15 protein-coding genes and 1 riboswitch are annotated in these 17,481 nt (G+C 42.9%); of the genes, 12 read left to right on the plus strand and 3 right to left on the minus strand.

Features of this window, described 5'->3' with window-relative positions:
- Positions 1–33: 33 nt before the first annotated feature.
- The 3 genes from thiC to RIE73_RS09445 all read right to left on the minus strand — a co-directional run bounded on the left by thiC (position 34) and on the right by RIE73_RS09445 (position 6,938).
- The gene (gene thiC, locus RIE73_RS09435; protein WP_446400949.1) at positions 34–1,407 is read right to left on the minus strand and encodes a phosphomethylpyrimidine synthase; all 1,374 of its coding nucleotides are present in this window, start codon (positions 1,405–1,407) and stop codon (positions 34–36) included.
- Between the two features lie 8 nt (positions 1,408–1,415).
- A riboswitch (TPP riboswitch) is annotated at positions 1,416–1,512 on the minus strand.
- A 471-nt stretch (positions 1,513–1,983) separates the two neighbouring features.
- The gene (locus tag RIE73_RS09440; protein ID WP_446400950.1) at positions 1,984–3,498 is read right to left on the minus strand and encodes a phospholipase D-like domain-containing protein; all 1,515 of its coding nucleotides are present in this window, start codon (positions 3,496–3,498) and stop codon (positions 1,984–1,986) included.
- Positions 3,498–6,938 carry an AAA domain-containing protein gene (locus RIE73_RS09445; protein ID WP_446400951.1) on the minus strand — a complete coding sequence of 1,147 codons (3,441 nt, stop codon included), beginning with the start codon at positions 6,936–6,938 and terminating at the stop codon, positions 3,498–3,500. The genes RIE73_RS09440 and RIE73_RS09445 overlap by 1 nt, the downstream gene beginning before the upstream one ends.
- A gap of 118 nt (positions 6,939–7,056) precedes the next feature.
- Between RIE73_RS09445 and RIE73_RS09450 the strand changes: the two genes are divergently transcribed.
- The 12 genes from RIE73_RS09450 to RIE73_RS09505 all read left to right on the plus strand — a co-directional run bounded on the left by RIE73_RS09450 (position 7,057) and on the right by RIE73_RS09505 (position 16,710).
- Complete coding sequence (locus RIE73_RS09450) at positions 7,057–7,380, plus strand: polymorphic toxin type 24 domain-containing protein (protein WP_446400952.1); 324 nt, start codon at positions 7,057–7,059, stop codon at positions 7,378–7,380.
- A gap of 5 nt (positions 7,381–7,385) precedes the next feature.
- The gene (locus RIE73_RS09455) at positions 7,386–7,883 is read left to right on the plus strand and encodes a hypothetical protein (RefSeq protein ID WP_446400953.1); all 498 of its coding nucleotides are present in this window, start codon (positions 7,386–7,388) and stop codon (positions 7,881–7,883) included.
- A 220-nt stretch (positions 7,884–8,103) separates the two neighbouring features.
- Positions 8,104–8,886, plus strand: coding sequence for an RNA polymerase sigma factor SigF (locus tag RIE73_RS09460; RefSeq protein ID WP_446379920.1), 783 nt, complete (start codon positions 8,104–8,106; stop codon positions 8,884–8,886).
- A gap of 30 nt (positions 8,887–8,916) precedes the next feature.
- Complete coding sequence (locus RIE73_RS09465) at positions 8,917–9,258, plus strand: phage holin family protein (protein WP_446392887.1); 342 nt, start codon at positions 8,917–8,919, stop codon at positions 9,256–9,258.
- 323 nt (positions 9,259–9,581) lie between these two features.
- Positions 9,582–10,898: an exonuclease subunit SbcD gene (sbcD, locus tag RIE73_RS09470; protein WP_446400954.1), complete on the plus strand. Its 1,317-nt coding sequence runs from the start codon at positions 9,582–9,584 to the stop codon at positions 10,896–10,898.
- Between the two features lie 18 nt (positions 10,899–10,916).
- Positions 10,917–12,008, plus strand: a complete 1,092-nt coding sequence (locus tag RIE73_RS09475) for an AAA family ATPase (protein ID WP_446400955.1) — start codon at positions 10,917–10,919, stop codon at positions 12,006–12,008.
- Entirely contained in the window at positions 12,005–12,859 is an 855-nt protein-coding gene (locus RIE73_RS09480) for a DUF4435 domain-containing protein (protein ID WP_446400956.1), read from the plus strand. Before RIE73_RS09475 ends, RIE73_RS09480 begins: the two co-directional genes overlap by 4 nt.
- A 90-nt stretch (positions 12,860–12,949) precedes the next feature.
- Complete coding sequence (locus tag RIE73_RS09485; RefSeq protein ID WP_446400957.1) at positions 12,950–13,591, plus strand: Uma2 family endonuclease; 642 nt, start codon at positions 12,950–12,952, stop codon at positions 13,589–13,591.
- A 533-nt stretch (positions 13,592–14,124) separates the two neighbouring features.
- Complete coding sequence (locus tag RIE73_RS09490) at positions 14,125–14,415, plus strand: nucleotidyltransferase family protein (protein ID WP_446392882.1); 291 nt, start codon at positions 14,125–14,127, stop codon at positions 14,413–14,415.
- A 147-nt stretch (positions 14,416–14,562) separates the two neighbouring features.
- A complete protein-coding gene (locus RIE73_RS09495) occupies positions 14,563–15,786 on the plus strand; it encodes a tetratricopeptide repeat protein (RefSeq protein ID WP_446400958.1) in 1,224 nt (407 codons plus the stop codon).
- Positions 15,787–16,029: 243 nt separating this feature from the next.
- Positions 16,030–16,476 carry a hypothetical protein gene (locus tag RIE73_RS09500; protein ID WP_446400959.1) on the plus strand — a complete coding sequence of 149 codons (447 nt, stop codon included), beginning with the start codon at positions 16,030–16,032 and terminating at the stop codon, positions 16,474–16,476.
- A gap of 30 nt (positions 16,477–16,506) precedes the next feature.
- Positions 16,507–16,710, plus strand: a complete 204-nt coding sequence (locus tag RIE73_RS09505; protein WP_446386819.1) for a hypothetical protein — start codon at positions 16,507–16,509, stop codon at positions 16,708–16,710.
- Positions 16,711–17,481 lie beyond the last annotated feature (771 nt).

Consider the following 17,481-nt stretch of genomic DNA (forward strand, 5'->3'; position numbering starts at 1 on the left):
CCACCCTTTTGTTCTATGTGTTATAATTCAAGGCTAACTTTGCTTAACTGGTTCTTTGGCTAAAAACTTCTCCAATTCGGTCAACGCATCCGCATCAACCTTGGTTTGCATTGGGCAGAACTTGGGTCCACACATTGAACAGAATTCAGCCGTTTTATAGATATCTGCTGGCAACGTTTCGTCGTGATATTCTTTTGCCCGGTCGGGGTCAAGTGCTAACTCAAACTGGCGGTTCCAGTCGAAGTTATAACGGGCGCGGGAAAGTTCATCATCTCGGTCGCGTGCGCCGGGACGCTGGCGTCCAATATCGGCAGCATGGGCAGCTATTTTATAGGCAATTAAGCCATTTCGCACGTCTTCAGCATCGGGCAATCCTAAGTGTTCTTTCGGAGTCACATAGCACAGCATGGCTGTCCCATACCACCCCGCCATTGCTGCCCCGATCGCGGACGTGATATGGTCATAACCAGGAGCAATATCGGTGACCAAGGGTCCTAACACATAGAAGGGGGCTTCAGAACACTCTTCCATCTGCTTCTTGACATTAAACTCAATTTGATCCATCGGCACATGACCGGGACCTTCCACCATCACTTGCACATCATGTTCCCAAGCGCGGCGAGTTAGTTGTCCGAGGGTTTTCAGTTCGGCTAATTGCGCTTCGTCAGAGGCGTCATGGGTACAACCTGGACGCAGGGAATCCCCTAAACTGAACGAGACATCGTACTTCTTGAAAATCTCGATAATATCGTCGAAGTGGGTATAGAGAGGATTCTGCTTATGATGGTGCAGCATCCACTTCGCCAGAATACCACCACCGCGAGAGACAATCCCGGTGAGGCGATTTCTCACCAACGGTAGATGTTCAATCAGAAGTCCGGCGTGAATGGTTTGGTAATCAACTCCCTGCTGGGCATGTTTCTCAATAACGTGGAGAAAATCATCCGCTGTCAGGTTTTCGATCATACCGTAAACGCTTTCCAGGGCTTGGTACACGGGTACCGTACCAATGGGTACAGAGGAAGCGTTGATAATCGCGGTGCGGATTTCATCTAAGTTTCCGCCCCCGGTGGATAAATCCATCACGGTATCCGCGCCATATTTAACCGCCAGGTTCAACTTGGCGACTTCTTCGTCAATATTGGACGAATTAGGAGACGCCCCAATATTGGCATTAACCTTACACTTAGAGGCGATACCGATCGCCATCGGTTCTAAGTTGGTATGGTTAATATTGGCAGGAATAATCAAGCGCCCCCGCGCCACCTCATCCCGAATCAACTCAGGGGAAAGGTTTTCCCGCCTTGCGACATGATGCATTTCCTCGGTAATCACACCTTGGCGGGCATAGTGCATTTGTGTAACATTACCCTGTCCTTGCCGCTTGGCGACCCATTCTGATCTCATATTAGATTCCTTTTCATAAACCGCTTCCCTCCGCTGGTCTTAACCAGTCTCAGGTTCTCAGGGTGTAATCTCAGCCTGGTTGCTCAGGCACCCCTAGCTTTAGTTGTTCATCGTACCACTAGGCTTGGGTGAGGGGATAAAGCGTTATAAAAGTTTACATTTGGAGTGACTTGGCACACCTACATAGATAAACCTTAACCCGTAGTGGACTGACACAGCTAAAATTGTGGAATAGATTTGACGTTTAAACCGGGCGCAAGCCTTGCGCCCCTACAATTCTAATCCACCAAATAAGGTGTGCCACAACAGTAGGGTGGGTTAGGCGGTACTCAACCCACGGAAACGAACCATTGAATGATCTATCCGCCGTAACCCACCAAGTTATCCTTGATTCCTAAATCTCAAATCCAAGAGGGTGCTATGTTTATTTTCAATTAAGGGTTACAGTATTTATGAAATTGGTGATTAATTGCCGATTTATTCTATTTTAGCTGTGTCAATTCCGTCGGTGGGGTTGATGTATGTTACCTAACAAAAGCTAGGGCTAAGGTTCCCTTACTACGAACGAACCTCAAGTTAAAATCGCTGCGTCTCTTTGTCGAATAATTCCTGAATTTTCTGCGAATCAGATACTAAGGTTCCCCGTTCATCCCGGAATGTGCGGTTGGGATCTCCCTTAAATGAAAGCCAGTTAAAACTGGTGACAATAGCAAACTTGGAGTCAGAGATAAGGATTTTGGCGTGGGTATCACCCAAACGCTTGAGACAAAAGTTATCGTACTGCTGCTCTAAGTTTTTTATCGCTTTTTCTGCTTTATTATCGCGGGTTTTCTGATTGTCATCTTCCCCTAAGCCATATCCAATAAAAACCTTGACTCCCCGCTTGAGAAGTTTCTTTAGCTGTTCAATTAACCACTCATTCGTCGCGTTGGCTCGAATCCAAGGGGAAATAATTAAAAGACGTTCTTGACTATCTTGGAGCGCCTGTTCGAGCAAAGGGCGATGTTCGTACACCTCTAACCAACGAATCGGAACCGCATTGAGTTGAGCCTGGAGTTGTTCTATTTCCTGGTTAGCGGCTTGAAGTTGTTGCTCAAGTTCTTTCTTTTCGTGATCCGTCTGGGTTTGTTCAAGACTCTGGCGAGTGGTTTCAATAGTATCGCGAACCGAAGCTACCTTGTCTTTTATGTCCTCCACTTCAACGAGTGGAGCTTGAGCCACAAATTCACGTCCTAAAATATCCTCAGCTAATGTCTTGAATTCACTGTCCTTAAGATTTTCCAGGATACGGAGTTTCTTCGCACCATTAGCACGAGCAAAAGCTTGTTCATGATCAGGGGATAGCCTACCATCAATGGCAAAAGCAACCTGCACCTCATCCCTATCTTTGGCTTTATAGATTAGGGCTAATGCGGGTTGAAAAAATCGCTGTCGGCGCTCAATAGCCTTTAAAGCCAGAATATCTTGTTCTCGCGATCGCGTTCTTTTCCTCTCCTTTTCGGCTTGACTAATAATTTCGTCTACATCCGTTAGTTTAATGTCCGGTAGTTCTGGAGGTTTTGCGGGAAAAGCTGGAATTTCCATCATTCCTTGCTGACGCAAATCTCTGGGACGTAGCAAATTTGTTTCTAATCGTCCATACCAGCGTACATATCTTAATAGTCCATCAAAGTTAATTGTAAAACTGCGCTCTTCGGGGACAATAATTTGGGCTTCCTTGAGCGTTCGTTCTCCTTTTTTAGTCAGCTTCCAAACTTGCATCGCAGCGTCTTCTGGAGCGATAAGGTCGATATTTTCGTTCAACCGTAGCTCAATCATGGCTTCTCTAAGAATAGAGGGTTCTAAACCCAGGAATCCAGCGATATCCTGTTCTGAGGATAACCCAGCATGAATGGCTTTTAAAACATATTCTTCTATGGGAGGAATCGGCTTACGAATTTGAGTCAGAGCTTGAACCGTTATTTTATAAACAGGTAAACCCACTTCTTTATAGCTAACCAAATCAAAGCCAGATCGATTATCGTAGCGACGAGCAATTTTTTCCTGTTCACATTGTTCTGGGGAAATTAAGTCATATTTCGGGACATTCATTACTCAGCCTCCTTGAGAGAACAATACTCTGGATTCCGCTCAACATAATCCACAACTCGACTAAGAGGATTATGGCGTGAGGTGCGACAGAAGTGATGATCGCCGACAATAACTAAACCAACTTTTCCTCTGGATAACGCTACATTCAGCCGCTCAGATTCCCGGAGAAAACCCATGTCACCCTTTTTATTAGAACGAGTCACCGAGTAGACAGCAATATCAGCTTCGCGCCCTTGAAATGCATCAACGGTATTGCACTCAATTGTCAGTGCTGACAACTTATCTAATTCTGAAGCTAGGTAACGATTGAGTAATTTTAATTGTGCTGAATATCCGGTTAATACAGCAATGCTATAGTTAGTGGGAACATTGATTGCCATCTGATTGAGTTGTTGGAGCACTTTAATAATAACGTTTACTTCACAGACATTGTTATAGCTAGGATTAGCATACTGTTCGTGACAATTTTGCAGTTTTGTCGTCGTAAACCAAGTTACTGGTTTAGGGATAACAGAGTTTAGATTGGTGTCTATGTCAGTTCTTGCACTTTCAATTTTACCTTCATAAAAACACTGACTAACTAACTCGCCAATCGGTTTAACCATGCGATGTTGAATCGTCAACATCTTGCGGTTAACTTCGGGAAGTCTTCTCAGGAGATAATCAAATAACGTTTCCTTAATATCCTCTTGATTCAGATCATAGTTGTTGAGAAATTCAGTATCTCGACTTGCTTCATCTTGGAATGGGGGAAGTTGTTTAGGATCACCCACCAGAATCCAGCGTCGCGATCGCGCCAAGGGAACCAACGCTTCTGTCGCCGTCGCTTTGGAGGCTTCATCGACAATACACAAGTCAAATTCGATATCCTGAATGTCTCTGGGAATCCCGATACAGGTTCCCGCCACGACTTGCGATCGCTTAATTAAAGGAGTTGTAAATGTTTCATTGCGACCAAACTGATCAAACCATTCCGTCTGAATACTCAGCAATTTTTGCAGCATATTCGCATCAGAACTGTTGGCGTCATCAATCAAGAGGCTTGCATAACCTTCCAGATCCTCAACTGACATTTTTAAGAGTTCATTATCTTCAATTTCACTTAACTCATATAAGCGTTTAGCTGTTTTCTTTTCCTCATCACGAGCCAGTTTAGACTGCTGACGCAAACGGTCAATTTCTTCGACAATACTTTGAACTTCATCTACCCTGGCTTTAGGTATTCTCTCTATCGCTAGTGAGTTTTGATTGTCCGGATTGTAGGCATTGGGGCAAATCTCATCTAAATCTTGCTGCCAAATTTTAATTTCTTCTTTCAGAGTCTTAAGCTTCATGGCTATATTTTTTAACTCTTGAAACAGACTTGACATTTCACTGTCATCGGCAGAAATACCGCGTTGCGCTGACCAAGTAGCAATGAACTGTTGTCCCTTAGCAATAACTTCATTTTTCCACTGATTCATCTGTTCATCTAGCAGAAGCAAATGAACCTTTTCTGATACCCGCTCATGGTTGCCAATCCGCAGCAATTTTAAGTTAGGATTTTTCGCTTGAATCCGTTCGAGGGCGTTATCGAGGGCGACATGAGTCTGGGAACTGAGCAGAATTCGCGCATCAGGGTTTTGCTGAATCGTTTGCAGGATAACTTCTGTAATAAATGTTGTTTTTCCTGTACCGGGTGGACCTTGAACAATCAAAAAATCCTGAGTCGAGAGTGCCGCTTTAACTACTTCCTGCTGCGACAAATTGAGGGATTGAATAAACGGTATAGTTCTATCTAAATTTGGAGAACAAGCTTGTTGGGGATTAACCAGTAAATTGCGTAAATCTGCGCGAACAGCACGGTCAAATCGCACAGCATCCAAAGCCGCTTTCTGACGATTTAGGGCAACTTCAGCCGCATGACTATCAAAGCGTAGTTCTCCTGATTTTGGTAATCGTTCAGGCTTTCCATATCTGATATAGAGGATTAATTGATCATCGTTTATTTCTTCAACATCTCCCCGAAGTACGCTATAGCCCTTGGCAGTCTTGACATGACGAGGTTGTCCAGTAATATCGTCATCTGGAAGGGATTCTATTTCAAAGACAATGCGATTACCCTGATCAGTAAAGCTCTTATACCGAATCGGTGTCTCGCGTTTTTCTTCCCAATCTGTCTTGGCTCTAAGAATATCACCCCATATCCGAAATAAGCGTTGCTTGTCTTCTTCAGCTTTTCGCTGTTTTAGGTTAGCTGCGTGTTCTTCTACAGCAAGTTGAAGTTCGCGAATAACGTCCTCGGCGTTTGATAACACTAGAGGTTTACCAAACTTAAATTCATAAGGTGGTTCCCAGGAACGCTCCCGATTTTGTTCGAGTATAGCACTCGAAAAAGATTGAGCGTTGATGATGACTAGATGGTCTCGCTCTACTGCTATATGATAGCTATAGGAAACACCAAATATAGAGTAGTGACCTGCGGGGAATTCTTCTTCAGGACTGGCGGCATTAAATTTTCTGTAGCGAGTGATGCCGCAAGCTGTATTGAGATCCTCTAAAATAATATCCTGGATTTCATTTTCAGAGGCATTTAGTTCATTTTGTAAATTCTCCAGAGCATTTCGAGTCAGTTTTAAGTAGCAAGTCAGCGTCTTCGTCAACCCAGTTTGCGCTTGGGTGCTTTGAATGGCTTGGAGTTGTGCGAGGAGAACCTCGGCGTTTTGTGGACGTTCTGCGGGATCAAGGGAAACAGCACGCTCGATAATGTCAATAATTGACTCTGGCGCATTCAAGGCTGCGATCGCCTCAGGAATGCTATCGTAATTGATATCTACAGTTGTTAGGCACTTGAGTACCAAAACGCCGAAGCTGAAGACATCGCGAGTGTAGGTATAAGAACCGTCATCCTCCTCTGGCGGCGTGAAGGGACGAGAAACAAACTCTCTGAGTGTTACACTAGGTTGCAGGTAGCTTTTGAGCTTAGAAATGCCAAAGTCAGCAAGTTTTGGCTTGCCATCACCACCAACTAAAATGTTACTGGGTTTGATATCTCGGTGAACACAGTTACGATTATGAGAGAACGCCAAAGCTTCGAGTATCGGCAAAGCTACCGCCTGCCAAAATGAGTCCCAGCCATCCAGCGGAGATTCTTTCAGAAGTGCAGTTAAATCCTTTTCCATCCACTCCAGAACCAGGAAAGGATTACCCGTCTGTTCATCTTTACCTGAGTCGAGGAGTTCCACGATTCCGGGATACTTCAATTCCTTGAGAGCTTGAGTTTCGCGCCTGAAGGATTCAGCGATGATATCCTCCTCTATATTCCTTTGTGTGAATAACTTTACCGCAACCCGTCGTTCCTCATCATCCTCTAAATCTCTTGCTCGATAAACCTCAGCCATCCCTCCTGAGAGAGGATTGGGAGATATAGCATATCGATTATTGATGAGGCGAGGTGACATGATTGATTTGCCCCTAATTGTTTACACTGATGAGTAGCACTTCTACCAGTTTGGCACACAATCAGGAGTAGAGACGTTGCATGCAACGTCTCTACAAATTTGATGCAATGCTGTATCCGTGTTTAAACCCGTTGACTGGACAGTTGGTATACCAGCAAGCACTCTTATCACCACTGGAACTCAAGTCAGGGGGAGATTTCCTCTGGATGGAGCCAGTGCTAGAGAGGTGCGTTATCGTTTAGATGACGGTAACATAACTAGCTATATTGTCTACGATGACAATGGACGGGCGATTAAGCGAGTAGACTTGACAGGTAAAGCTCATGCAGGAATACCAACGCCCCATGTGGTTGAATACAAACAGAACCAAAATCCCGCCGGAGATATTTTTGTGCAAGCTGAAAAAACAGTTCGACCGGCTAGAGCCGACGAGATACCTTAGAAATTATGGAAACCCAACGCCTATCCTTAAATACAGATAATATGAGCAATTTCCAGCAGTGGAAACAAGCCAATGGCGATGATTTTTCACTCTGGGATTATCTTGGTGGAGTCGCTAATATTGAAGTGGCTTTAGCCTTCACTAAACTTTTTTTACCTGACGTTGTTGAACATGAGGGCGGTATATTTTTATTGGAAACTTTCCATCTAGAAACATATAAACAGTGGCAAGCAAAGCTCGCCGATGATCTTGCTGCCATTGAACAGGTAATGAACCATCAGCACATTGATGATTTGCTTCCTGGTTCAGAATGTGTTGGAATCGATAACTTATTTTATTTGGGACAACTGATCAAACAAATGTGGGCAAATCATCTCAAGTCACTGTATCCCCAGCGTAGTTTTAAGGTTTCTTGTGATAGAGATGAATACACCGTGGTTGTCACCTTCCATCAGATGTTATCTCGGAATAACAATCAACACCTCGGCTTCGCTCGGTGTTGACCCTGAGCGAAGTCGAAGGGTCAACGTGTTCGCGGGAGTACACACCCTCAGCGCAAGCCGTTTACGTATTTTTGCGGAGACGCTCAACACCCACCCTTTAAATTTCCGTAAAACAACGATGGTTGAATTGTTTGTCTCTTTCGACAATAGGGTCAAGATTACTGATTAAATATCAAGCCCTGTTAGAGGACACCTTAACACAGGTGTTGGTTTATTCATCATGACAACTCAATCAATTAATGTTCGCGGAATGGAATTATTGATGGCGTACTCCCAAAATCCGTCAATTGAGTTACGTAACCAGCTTGTCCGGTTAAATAGTGGATTGGTGAAGAAAATTGCTTATCGAGTCAGCCAGCAATGTAGCGAACCTTATGACGATTTGGTACAACTTGGCTATCTGGGTTTGATTCGGGCGATTGAACGGTTCAAGCCAGATCAAGGGTATGCTTTTAGTTCCTTTGCTGTGCCATTTATTCGCGGCGAGATGCTACATTTTCTTAGAGATAAAGGAAATATTGTCAAGATTCCTCGCCGTTGGCAAGAACTTCAGCAAGAGGGACAGCGCGTCAGTAAACGGTTAACCGCCACGTTGGGACGTTTACCCAAAGAGTCGGAAATTGCCCAAGCGCTGAATATTTCTATGCAAGAATGGCAGGAGAGTAAATTAGCCTCGAAAAATCGCTTGCCTCTGAGTTTAGATTTGACGGTGGGTCATAATGTCGATCATCCGGTCACGTTGGGTGATATGCTACCGGATAGTTATGACCAAACCTTGCAGCACTGGGAAGAAGACCGACAGCAGTTACAAGGCGCGATCGCACAACTGGAAACGAAAACTCAAGCGGCGATTGAGTTCGTCTTTTTCCGAGATCTCCCCCGTAAAGAAGCCGCTAAACACATTGGTGTTAGTCCGATGACGGTAACGCGACACCTACAACGGGGGATTAATGAATTGGTGTCCTTACTACAGCCGCAAACACCAGAACGTCTCGCCAGTTAGAATTCGGGTGTGTGTTATTAGACCAAACCCATGAAACATTTTCTCTTAACCTGGCTGTTTACGGCACTGGCATTAATCATTACTGCCTATCTCGTACCGGGTATTGCGATCGGGAGTTTCGCCACGGCTGCGATCGCGGCGATTATCTTAGGGATTGTCAATGCTATTGTCAGACCCATTCTGATCATGCTGACTTTACCCCTGACGATTGTGACATTGGGGCTATTTCTGTTAGTGATTAATGCCATCTCCTTGTCCTTAGTCGCTTACCTAACGGGTGCCATGTTTACCATTAGTGGACCTCTTGACGCCTTGATTGGTTCAATTGTGTTGTCTGTCGTGGCGAGTATCCTCAACCAGTTTGCGGATTAGTCCTTGGTCATTAGTCCTTGGTCATTTGTCCTTGGTCGGGGCGGATTGAGTGACATCGGGGTGACACAAAAATGTTAGTTGTGAAACTTGCCATTGGATGGGGCGGGTTTAGTGACATCGGGGTGACAAAAAAATGTTAATCGTGAAACCCGCCCCTACAGTCGATCAGGGTTTGGAATTAACGTTATCATCAATAGGGAAACGAAAATATATCAATCCGTCCCTACATTGAGACAGGACGGGTTTTGTATTAATGTTCTCTCTGATCGGGAGACGAAAGTAGATAAACTTGCCCCCCTAGAACGTCAAAATGGTTTCCACTAATGATTAAAATTCTTCACCTGTCAGATATCCATCTGGGAAGTGGCTTCTCCCACGGGCGAACTAACCCAGAAACGGGGTTAAATACACGACTGGAAGATTTTGTCAATACCTTATCTCAATGTATTGATCGCGCTATTGCTGAATCCGTGGATTTAGTCTTATTTGGTGGTGATGCATTTCCTGACGCTACACCTCCCCCTTATGTGCAAGAAGCCTTTGCTACTCAATTTCGCCGCTTAGTCGATGCAGAAATTCCCACAGTATTGCTAGTGGGGAATCATGACCAATATTCCCAAGGCAATGGGGGCGCGAGTTTATGTATTTATCGTACCTTAGGTGTGCCAGGATTTATTGTTGGTGATACCCTAGCAACTCACCCGATTCAAACCCGGAATGGTTTAGTCCAAGTGATTACGTTACCCTGGTTAACCCGTTCTAGTTTACTGACGCGCCCAGAAACTGAAGGGTTAGCCTTAGGCGAGGTGAATGAGTTATTAATTCAACGCCTTCAACCGATTTTAGAAGGAGAAATTCGGCGGCTAGATTCCCAAGCACCAACCATACTCTTAGCCCATTTAATGGCAGATCGGGCTAGTTTTGGCGCAGAGCGTTTTTTAGCCGTAGGAAAAGGCTTTACCATTCCCCTGTCGCTAATGGCGCGATCGTGTTTTGATTATGTAGCATTAGGTCATGTCCACCGCCATCAAAATCTGAACCCCTCGAATAACCCACCCGTCATTTATCCAGGTAGTATTGAACGGGTTGATTTTAGTGAGGAAAAGGAAGACAAAGGTTATGTGTTAATTGAGTTAGAGAAAGGAAAGGCTGAGTGGCAGTTTTGTCCCTTACCTGTGCGCCCATTTTGCACGATTAACGTGAATTTGGTTGAGGAAGCTGATCCAGAAGCGGCATTACTTAAAGCGATTAAGAAAAAAGCGATTAACGACGCTGTAGTTCGGTTGATTTATAAAGTCCGTTCTGATCAGTTAGATTTAATTGATAATAGTACAATTCACCAAGCCCTGAGTGAAGCCCACAGTTATACGATTCGCCCCGAATTAGCCAGTCAGTTAGCCCGTCCACGTTTGCCAGAATTGGGGGTGGGTAGCAGTATGAATCCCATGGATGCGCTGAAGACGTATTTAGAGAGTCAGGATAATTTAAAAGATATTGCCGCAGATATGTTAGAAGCAGCGCAATATTTGTTGGATGGGCAAGGGGATGGCTGGTTAGAGATAGAGGAGGCTGGAGACGATAAGCAGGAAGCGAGTCAGGTGGGAAAAGGTAGTCAAAAGAATCAATTGCGTTTGCTTTAGGGGTTCGGGGAAACAGGTATGAGAATCAAGGAAATTTCAATCACTGATTTGTTCGGTGTGTTCAATCATGTTATTCCTCTTAACTTGGAAGAACACATTACCATAATTCATGGCAAAAATGGTGTTGGAAAAACTAAATTGCTCAAGTTAATCTATGAAATATGTAGTTCAGTATGTTATGAAACTCCTAGTATTCCTTTTGGTCAGTTAACACTAAATTTTGATAATGATAAAACGCTTAAAGTAGATGGGAGAAAAATTGAAGATTCTCCAGAAGGGCATGAGTTATTTTTAGATAAAATAAGCTCAATATATTCCCAGATTAATGTTCATTTTATAGAGGATAATCGGTTGTTAAACTCAAAATATAATAACCAAACACAACAATATAATCGTCAGTCAAGGTTACGTGCTGTTTCAAATTATGCCCAAGAATTAGCCAAGAATATTCAAGCCAAACTGACGGCATACGGAACCTTATCTCAGTCACTTGATACAACATTTCCGGCAAGAGTGATTCAACAAAAAGGAATACCTGAATTAACGGATAAACTATTCAAAGATAAACTCAATCACCTTGAAAAAAAACGTTCTAAGTTAATTGATTATGGACTATTAGTTAAAGATGAAAATACAGATATTAAAATTCAAGGAGATATAGACGAAAGCACTAAGAAAATTTTGTCAGTTTATATTGAAGATGCCGAGAAAAAACTCAGCTTGTTTGATGAGATAGCGAGAAAAATAGATTTACTCCAAAGAATTATCAATAACAAATTCTATTACAAACATATACATATTACTAAGGACAGGGGGTTTAGTTTTGCAACTGACGATGGTAAATTCTTGCATCCGACAAATTTGTCTTCTGGAGAACAGCACGAAGTTATCCTTCTTTATGAGTTATTATTCAAAGTTAAACCGAATTCTTTAATTCTCATTGATGAACCAGAACTATCATTACACGTCGAGTGGCAAGTGCAATTCCTTAAAGATTTACAAGAAATAACTAAACTGTCTAATATTGATGTTTTAATTGCAACTCATTCGCCCGACATCATCCACGATCGCTGGGATTTAACGGTTGAGTTAAAAGGACCAGCCGAATGAGAGAATTTATTACCCCGGATCGGATTGCCAATCAAATTCGGATGCGGCGTAGTAGTCACGAAGGTTCTTTTCTAATCGTGGAGGGGCGTAATGATAAGCTTGTGTATGAGCGTTTTATAGATAGGACAAACTGTGAATTTTCTATCGCTAGTGGTAAGGAGAATGCTGTTGCTGCAATAAAGATTCTTGAACAAGATAATTTTGCGGGTGTTCTCGCTATTGTCGATGCAGACTTTTGCAGACTAGAGGGAACTTTACCTTCTAGCTCAAACTTGCTCTTAACCGATGAGCATGATCTAGAAATGATGTTGTTTAAATCATCGGCTTCAGACAAAATACTTTCCGAGCGTGGTTCAGAGGACAAGATAAATAAGTTTGGTCAAGATATCCGTTTAACGTTGCTGGAAAGTGGAAAAAGGATTGGATATTTAAGATGGGTTTCATTAAAAGATAATTTATTTCTGAAGTTTGAGGAATTAAGTTTTAGTAAATTTATTGACAAAGCCACATTAGTGATTGATACAGGCAAACTGATTAAGGCTGTTAAAGATCACTCTCAAAAGTTAGCACTGAGAGAGCAAGATATTCAAAAAAGTATAGAAACATTAGAAAAAACTGCCCGCGATCCTTGGCAACTCTGTTGTGGTCACGATATTATTTGTATCTTATCAATAGGATTGAGTAAAGTGTGGGGTTCATGGAAAACCAACGAGATTAGACCCGATATACTGGAGAGAGAATTACGACTCGCTTACGAGGAGTCTTATTTCCGCAACACTCAACTTTATCAATTAATTCAGCAGTGGGAAATCAATAATAAACCTTACCAGGTTTTGTCGCTAGGGAATTAACGTGAGCAACTTTGGGTGAGTGTGAATGAATGAAACAAGAAAGCGATCGCGTTTATGGCAGAATCAGATATAGAGTGTTAACCGATATTTATGACTCGACTAAAAACACCAGTTCCAACTGATACCTGGGTCGTCGCCACCTGGGATGAATATATACAGACGATTGATAATCTGGCTGACCCAAAAGCCAAATGCTACTACCACAATGGAAAACTCAGAATTGAAATGACTCCTCTGGGATACGACCATGCTAGCGATCATACGGTGATTATCTTCGGTGTTAATCTTTTTGCTGCCATAAAAGGTATTCCTCTGCATGGACTTGATAACTGTACCTATCGGAAAACAGGTTTTGATGATGCTCAACCTGATGTATCTTACTATATTGGTGACAACGCTGATGTAATTCCATGGGGAACCTCTATTATCCAACTTGATAATTATCCGCCCCCTAATTTAGTTATTGAAGTTGCCAATACCTCACTCGCAGATGATCAGGGCGAAAAACGTCTACTGTATGAGGATTTAAATGTTAATGAATACTGGATTGTCAACGTAAAGACTGCCACAATTATGGCTTTTTCCATCGAGAATGGTGGGAGTCGGCGGATTCGCGAGTCTCTGGTTCTCCCGGGTTTAACGATTTCGGTATTACAAGAAGCGTTGCAGCGTACACGTCAGATGAATCAATCTCAAGTTTGTGCTTGGTTGTTAACCCAATTTCAACAATGAGTAAGTAGGTGGACACAATTAAAGTTAACGGTTGAGATTAGGGAACAGGGAATGGGGAATAGGGAATAGTAAGAAATTGAGGTCGATTTACAAAAATTAATGAGCGTGTTGTTTTCTTTTGTCCGACTACTTACCGTTGTCAAATTATTAAGTGTCCCAATGCAACTTCATATATCGATATGTTTGGAACCTCCTTGCAAAAAATGCTCAAGCCAATGGGGAGAAGTAAAAGAAACTAATAATCTTCACGGTGTAGGATTGTACTGCAAAAAATGTGGAGAGTGGTTTAAGTGGATTGGTAATGGCGAAACATTGAATGCTGAAATCAAAGTGGAGAAGAGTACATAAAAATACTTAGTTTTTCTGAACTACTGTGCAATCCTGAGTGATAGCAATTAGGTGAAATACAGGTTAAATCAGCACGAACTGTATAGTTGTACCAGATTCACGGAAGCACCGATTACGTGAACTCGATTTGATCAGCTATAGTCCTATCCGTGGCAGAATCGGAGATAGAGCTTAACCGATAGATAATGCAAAAGGATAAGGTACTGGCAATTTTAACCACAAACCAAGACGCCTTAAAACGTTTTGGAGTCAAGTATTTGGCAATTTTTGGTTCAGTAGCGCGAGATGAGGCTAGACCAGACAGTGATGTGGATATTTTAGTCGAATTCTCTGAACCCGTAACCTTTGATCGTTATATGGATCTCAAATTTTACCTGGAAGACCACTTCGGTACATCAGTAGATCTTGTGACTCGGCGATCGCTCAAACCCCAGATTCGTCCTACTATAGAACAAGAGGCAATTCGTGTCACGTAGTATTCGTCTTTACCTAGTAAAGTATTTCCATTACTGGAGGGGATTCAGCATATCTTAGAAGTGGAGTTTGGTAAAGGTTAATATGACATGGGGCTTCTGGCGGATTAAGCTAAATATATATCTTTTTTCCCTTGGGAGTAAGCGGTCATGTGGTTAGCGGGTTTGTTTGTTTTTGGCGGCTGGATGGTATCCTTGTGCCTGCACGAGTTCGGTCATGCGGTTGTCGCCTACTTTGGTGGCGATACTTCGGTTAAGGATAAAGGCTATTTGACGCTTAATCCCCTCAATTATACTGACCCAGGTTTGAGTCTGCTAATGCCGATGATTTTCTTGGTGATGGGGGGAATTGCCCTTCCCGGTGGGGCGGTTTATATTGACCATAGTAAATTACGCGATCGCAGATGGGAGAGTGCAGTCTCGGCGGCTGGTCCGTTTGCTAATGCAGTGGTGACGGTGGCGTTGGCGATTCCGTTTTGGTTGGGTTGGGTGACGGTATCACCTGAGGATTGGCTGGGACAAAGTTTAGCCTTTCTCATTTTCCTACAAATTTTTGCCGTTGTTATCAATTTACTGCCGATTCCCCCTCTGGATGGGTATGGAATTCTCCGCCCTTGGTTACCGCAATCACTTCAGCAACAATTCAATAAATTGGGTCGATATAGCTTTTGGTTTATTTTTGGCGTGTTATGGTTTGTACCCGCCGCAAGTCGAGAACTTTTTCTGTTCATTTATCGAATTGCTTTAAGTCTTAAGATTCCGCCGGAAGCGATTCGGTTAGGGAGTGGATTGTTTAGGCAACCCGCGACGAAGTTGGCATTAATTGTCGGATTTATTGGCTTTCTCTGGTTGATGAAACAAAAAGGAAACCCAACCCAAAATGCTAGCGATTTACACGGGTTTAACCAAGGAAATAAATTTATAGAAGAGCAGCAATATGATCACGCGATCGCGGCTTATGATAAAGCCATTCAGCTTAATCCTAATGTCTATCAAGCGTGGTATAATCGAGGGCTATGCTTGACAGAGTTACACCGATTTCAAGAGGCAATTGCATCCTACCAGAAAGTCATTCAACTTAAACCTGACTTTGATCGGGCTTGGAATTCTCTAGGTAACGCCTTTTATCACTCGCAACAATATACAGAGGCGATTACTGCCTACGACCTCGCCCTGCAACTTGAACCGAACTTAGCTGATACTTGGTATAATAGAGCCTGTTGTCGAGCTTTACAAGGTCACGTTGATCTGGCGATTGATAGTCTAAAACAGGCAATTGCTATCAATCCCAATTTCCGCGAACAAGCGAAAACTGATGCTGATTTTGAATCGATTCGGAATAGTTGGCGTTTTCCTGAGATTTTGCCGCACTGATAATCAATAACAAGTTAGTCTGTGGTGGGCAAAAATAAACAATGATACTATCAGGGTTTTAAATGTTATAAATTTTGCCCACCCTACGTCTAAATTATGAAATTACGTTTCTTAAGCTGTCACGCATTTAAATTGTACATGGGTAGCGAGCAAGATGCTCACACTACAACAAGGATTTCGTCCTTATTGACATTAAGGTTTCAATGCCAAACAGCTTAACCAATGACATAGGACATAAGACAAATGATGAATCAACTTTCCCAGCAATTACCCTTAGTACTTGTAGTCGCCACGACGCTGGCAATACCATCAACGGCTGATTTTCATCCGGCACAAGCGCAAACCTGCGTGGCTGCAAGCAGTTGCAGACAAGAATCCGTAAAATTTGTACCAGGTCAACGAATTACCGTTGAGGTAGCGAATTTAACCTCTAGTGTGATCAAACTTCAACAGGTCGATGTTACAGACCCTTTACCTGTGAGTCCCGGACAGGTTCTCTCTTTTGTCCGAGGTGGGAATACGAACCCGAATTTCTCGGCGGTGCTTTGGGATACCCAAGGATTACCCTTAAACGTGAATATCCGCAAACCTGAAGCCAGAGTCTTACGCATTGAAGTATTGCCCAGTGGTCGTTCTCCAGGGGTTCGCGCTGTTTATCTGCAAGATGACGGTCGAGTAGAAGTGATGTAAGGTGTTAGGTGTTGGGTGCATTCATTGATTATGAACAACTATCCTTGTTATTCTGCTCAACTTCTGCCTCGTATTCGCCATACTCCAAATCATTGGTTTGGGAATCACGATAGTCAGGAGATATCTGTTGTTCCGGCTACTAATGCCGCGAAAACTAATCCGTCTCCAGCGTCGCCTGTTACCAAGACGCTAGATCCGTTGTTATCGCAACGGATTTTAATCACAACGGAGTGATCGGAGTGATCGAGTTTAAGAAGTGTAAATTATTCAGTTCCCACGCTTCAAAGACGTGGGTTTTTACGTTCATGGTTCATGGTGCATGGTTCATGGGGTTTGAACAATCCATGATCAACCCTGAACCAAGTAGCTTGAATCAATCCAGGTCAATTGAGCAAGTAAGCTGGCGCATGATACTCAAAGAAAAGGCAAATTACGTCATGTAACATCAAATAACATCAAAACTGATTAATTTTTTGTTATCTAAATTTGCTATTATATACAATTAAGTTTAAAGTGACATCTGCCTTGTGACGGGTAAGCATTAAATTTAATTTTTTTCCGATTCTTCCCCAAAATTTTTACATTTAATAAGTAAGCTGATCAACGTCGGGTGGAGAAATAACATGAATAATTGTCCTTGTTGTTCGTCTCAGTTACTAGCTCACGTTCGTGATAAGCATATTTATTGGTTTTGCTCTCGTTGTCGCCAAGATATGCCTGTTAAAGCTAGTAAGAGAAACCCTTTTCACCAAGAGTTTTCGTTTGTAAATCCCTTAAATGATATTTTGTCACAGAAAGTTTTAACACCAGCCGATTAAGTCGGTGATAGGGCGCCCGTCGGTCTTATGGGTCAACTTAAGGCTTTGTATAACTAGCGCTCAAAGTTTAGATCCCCCTAAATCCCCCATGCAATAAAAGCGAAGCATCCTCTGGCTTCCCCCTTTTGAAGGGGGACGGGAGGGGGATCTAATAGGGAAGAGGGGGATCTCTTATTAAGTAAGGGTT

It is taken from the genome of Coleofasciculus sp. C1-SOL-03 (assembly GCF_040220555.1).
GTDB lineage: Bacteria > Cyanobacteriota > Cyanobacteriia > Cyanobacteriales > Coleofasciculaceae > Coleofasciculus.

Coding starts and splice junctions, on each gene's coding strand:
- thiC (WP_446400949.1), bottom strand. CDS start 1,407: ATGAGATCAGAATGGGTCGCCAAGCGGCAAGGACAGGGTAATGTTACA.
- RIE73_RS09440 (WP_446400950.1), bottom strand. CDS start 3,498: ATGAATGTCCCGAAATATGACTTAATTTCCCCAGAACAATGTGAACAG.
- RIE73_RS09445 (WP_446400951.1), bottom strand. CDS start 6,938: ATGTCACCTCGCCTCATCAATAATCGATATGCTATATCTCCCAATCCT.
- RIE73_RS09455 (WP_446400953.1), top strand. CDS start 7,386: ATGGAAACCCAACGCCTATCCTTAAATACAGATAATATGAGCAATTTC.
- RIE73_RS09460 (WP_446379920.1), top strand. CDS start 8,104: ATGACAACTCAATCAATTAATGTTCGCGGAATGGAATTATTGATGGCG.
- RIE73_RS09465 (WP_446392887.1), top strand. CDS start 8,917: ATGAAACATTTTCTCTTAACCTGGCTGTTTACGGCACTGGCATTAATC.
- sbcD (WP_446400954.1), top strand. CDS start 9,582: ATGATTAAAATTCTTCACCTGTCAGATATCCATCTGGGAAGTGGCTTC.
- RIE73_RS09475 (WP_446400955.1), top strand. CDS start 10,917: ATGAGAATCAAGGAAATTTCAATCACTGATTTGTTCGGTGTGTTCAAT.
- RIE73_RS09480 (WP_446400956.1), top strand. CDS start 12,005: ATGAGAGAATTTATTACCCCGGATCGGATTGCCAATCAAATTCGGATG.
- RIE73_RS09485 (WP_446400957.1), top strand. CDS start 12,950: ATGACTCGACTAAAAACACCAGTTCCAACTGATACCTGGGTCGTCGCC.
- RIE73_RS09490 (WP_446392882.1), top strand. CDS start 14,125: ATGCAAAAGGATAAGGTACTGGCAATTTTAACCACAAACCAAGACGCC.
- RIE73_RS09495 (WP_446400958.1), top strand. CDS start 14,563: ATGTGGTTAGCGGGTTTGTTTGTTTTTGGCGGCTGGATGGTATCCTTG.
- RIE73_RS09500 (WP_446400959.1), top strand. CDS start 16,030: ATGATGAATCAACTTTCCCAGCAATTACCCTTAGTACTTGTAGTCGCC.
- RIE73_RS09505 (WP_446386819.1), top strand. CDS start 16,507: ATGAACAACTATCCTTGTTATTCTGCTCAACTTCTGCCTCGTATTCGC.